6 protein-coding genes are annotated in these 2,915 nt (G+C 59.0%); all 6 read right to left on the bottom strand.

Annotation, left to right across the window (positions count from 1 at the left end):
* Positions 1-76 precede the first annotated feature (76 nt).
* Positions 77-1,072 (bottom strand): site-specific integrase, encoded by a 996-nt coding sequence (locus tag VDP82_RS16490; RefSeq protein WP_323015918.1) that lies wholly within the window; start codon positions 1,070-1,072, stop codon positions 77-79.
* Positions 1,073-1,241: 169 nt separating this feature from the next.
* Positions 1,242-1,526, bottom strand: a complete 285-nt coding sequence (locus tag VDP82_RS16495) for a hypothetical protein (RefSeq protein ID WP_323015919.1) — start codon at positions 1,524-1,526, stop codon at positions 1,242-1,244.
* Positions 1,516-1,851, bottom strand: a complete 336-nt coding sequence (locus VDP82_RS16500) for a DUF4326 domain-containing protein (RefSeq protein WP_323015920.1) — start codon at positions 1,849-1,851, stop codon at positions 1,516-1,518. The genes VDP82_RS16495 and VDP82_RS16500 overlap by 11 nt, the downstream gene beginning before the upstream one ends.
* A complete protein-coding gene (locus VDP82_RS16505) occupies positions 1,851-2,279 on the bottom strand; it encodes a hypothetical protein (RefSeq protein ID WP_323015921.1) in 429 nt (142 codons plus the stop codon). The genes VDP82_RS16500 and VDP82_RS16505 overlap by 1 nt, the downstream gene beginning before the upstream one ends.
* The gene (locus VDP82_RS16510) at positions 2,272-2,682 is read right to left on the bottom strand and encodes a hypothetical protein (protein WP_323015922.1); all 411 of its coding nucleotides are present in this window, start codon (positions 2,680-2,682) and stop codon (positions 2,272-2,274) included. Before VDP82_RS16510 ends, VDP82_RS16505 begins: the two co-directional genes overlap by 8 nt.
* Positions 2,675-2,869, bottom strand: coding sequence for a hypothetical protein (locus VDP82_RS16515; RefSeq protein WP_323015923.1), 195 nt, complete (start codon positions 2,867-2,869; stop codon positions 2,675-2,677). Before VDP82_RS16515 ends, VDP82_RS16510 begins: the two co-directional genes overlap by 8 nt.
* Positions 2,870-2,915: the final 46 nt, after the last annotated feature.

A 2,915-nucleotide genomic window follows, 5' to 3' on the forward strand; every position in this document is an offset into this window, starting at 1 on the left:
TTTTCGCGCCTTCCGATATGCCCGGCCTCAGGACACCTCGCCCTAACGCGAGGCGTTATGAGGTCTAATTTCTCTTTTATATCATATGTTTACGGCGGGCCTTATGTCTTTGTGCCGCTGGTGTGCCAGTAAGCACGTTTGTCACCATCTCGTCGTCCATCGCATGTCCGTATGTGGCAAACAGTTGGGCTGGTGACTTCCAGCCGCCGCGCTTTGCCACCGTTACCGGGTCAATTCCGGCATGCATGAGCGCGGTCGCAAATCCATGTCTGCAACCGTGCGGCGTGACCTTTTTGATCTGCGCCCGCTTAATCACGGCATTCCATGTTTGAGTGACCGCGCTCGACATTGAATAGGCAAAGACCTGATCGTCCGGATTGCGATTGGTCGGAATGTTCGCCAGCGCCACTACCAATTCGGGTGGCATGTGGGCGATGCGCTCCTCCCCTCCGAGCTTGCCCATTACAATGCGCACCTTGGCGGCAGATAGATCCACATCCCCCCACGAAACCCTAATGGCCTCGCCGATGCGAGCGCCTGTCAGGAACATGAAGCAAGCCAGTGCCCCCAGGTGCGGTGATGCATGTTTCATAAATGCCCGTATCCATTCCCATGTGGCCGGTTCCTTGGTGGTTTTTACCTCGGGAAATCTGGCGGCCTTGAATGGTGGGCACATATCCAAATCGGCGCAATGGTTGATTACTGCGCTGGTGGGCACGATGACAGATCGGTTTCTCGTTGCGCCGGATGCATTCGGCATAAGCGTCAGCGCTGCGCGCTTAAGCGCCCCCTTGGTAATGTCGCGGACTAGAGTGTCTTTCCAATAATCCTCAACCATTTCGAGGTAACGCGGTTCATTCGCTCGGTGTTCGCGATACACCCCGGCCGCCTGCGCAAATGTCAGGATGACTCCCGGATCGCGACCACCTTCAAGCCATCGGCTTTCGAGCGCATTGGCGATGCGCTGGGCTTCTGTTTTTTGCGCAGTCTTCGTAGAGCCTCGTAGTCGCTTGCCGGCAACCGTGCCGGAATACCACCAGATTTCACCTCGCTTTTTGAGCTTGAGGGGCATGGCCGGCTGGCCTCCAAAATCGCATCCACGTCCTGCTGGGTGAGCGTCATCCGATTGCCCATAATACGGCAGGCGCCGATGGATCGCGCAAGGGCCTTAACGCGCCGAAGAGACCAGCCCATACTCTCCGCCAGCGTTTCGGGAGAAATTGTTGACGGGAGGGTGACCATCACTTCACCTCCGCAGCGGTGAGGATGTCGGTGAGCCGTCCTTGTTCCTCTTCGGTGAACGGAAGCTCTGCGCCTACTTCGTCTTCAATCCAGTGGCGAAGCCGCTCCAGTAGAGGCACCGCCCTCCCGATCCCTCTCCGCTCCGCAGTGACAAGGGCTTGGGCAATGTGAGGTGCGACTGTGATATAGTACGGCATGATCGGGTCGCGCATCGCATCTCGCGTTGCCTCCTTTGCCACCTGCTCCGCCATCGCCATCGCCCATTCTGGCAGTTCATTCTGCATGGTGGGGCTCCTTATTGGCGAGTTCGAGCAGAACGTCCGCGTGGCATGGGCCATCGAGCGGGCACCAGCAGGCGAGGTTCTTGCCGCGAAGCTTGGACCGGATTTCATCGTTGCTGGGATAGCCGGCAGCGGTTCGCATTTCAGGATCGGCCAGCATGGCTTTGAAATGGCCTACCGCGCCCTCCCGGTCAGGCGAGAACCTTTCCATGGGGCCATCGCCCCCGACCGGAAACGGATTGCCGAACTTGCCGGGGCGGCACACCTTCACCGTATTCGGCGGCATGCTCCAGCCCTTGCGGCGGGAAAGCTGGATGCGTTCTGGCATCACCCTTCTCCTTCCTGGGTGAGAGCGGAGCAAATCTGCTCATAGATAGACTTGCTTTCTTCTGGGTTGGCCGCTTCGCCAGTTTCCAGCCAACGTTCGATATTGGCACGTTGGCGCTCGAGAGCCGCAGTCAGCAGAGCTATCTTGTCGTCTTTCTCGTAGAGCAATATCGCAGTGCGAACGACGACATCTCCATGCTGCGCAGCGATTAGCGACTCCAGGTCAGTAATTCGGGATTGGAGCGCTTCATCCCTCTCCCGCGTCAGCCGCTCGATCTGTTCGGCTTTGGATTGGAGGGCGGTGGCGGCTTCTTCCATGATTAAGGATGAGGCGGGCCGGTCATTCTTCAGCGCAATTGATCCCGCCTTTAATTTCTCTACCAGCCCATCATCAGAGGCGGGGAGGGCCTTCTCGTTCAACTCAACCATTGCGGTCCTCGCTGGAAAGGGCGGCGGTGAGCGCGGCGCGGGCGGCAATCGCAGCCCTTCGGCGGTTGTCCGATGGGTTCCAGCTAAACTCGCCATGAGCAACAAGCTCATCCGCCGCCCGCTCGACCATCTCATCCGTGATCGTCACGGCCTTGGGCGGAGAGGCGTAGAGCTTGGTGCCTGCCGGCACTTTAGACGCCTCGAAAGCCGCCATGGTAACGCCGCCGTTCGATCCCGGCATTGCCCCAGCCTCGCCTACCGGCTCCACCCCTGCCGGAGATTGGCGGCGGGATTGGAGTTCGCGCAGGGCAGAGCACAGGTCGGCATTGTGGGGTATTTTAGATGCCTCATTCGCCAGCGCTACCAGCTCTGCCAGCCTCTCGTTGCTGATGGGGTCAGTCATCGGACGAGGCCTCCAGCTCCCAGCTTTCCAGCAGGTCGGCAAAATAGTTGTCGTCGGCCTCCTGCCCATCAGCGACCCATTCCCGCATCGCACTGGCAAGGAACCTCGCCAGCTCCATGCGTTCTGCGTAAGTTTGAGCGGCAAACAGCGCTGCGATCTGTCCGTTCGTGTTAAGGCTGATGCTCATTGCTGTTCTGGCTCCTGGAAATAAGCGAGGCCAACGCCTTTTGTTG

Source organism: Devosia sp., from assembly GCF_034675085.1.
Classification (GTDB): Bacteria; Pseudomonadota; Alphaproteobacteria; order Rhizobiales; family Devosiaceae; genus Devosia.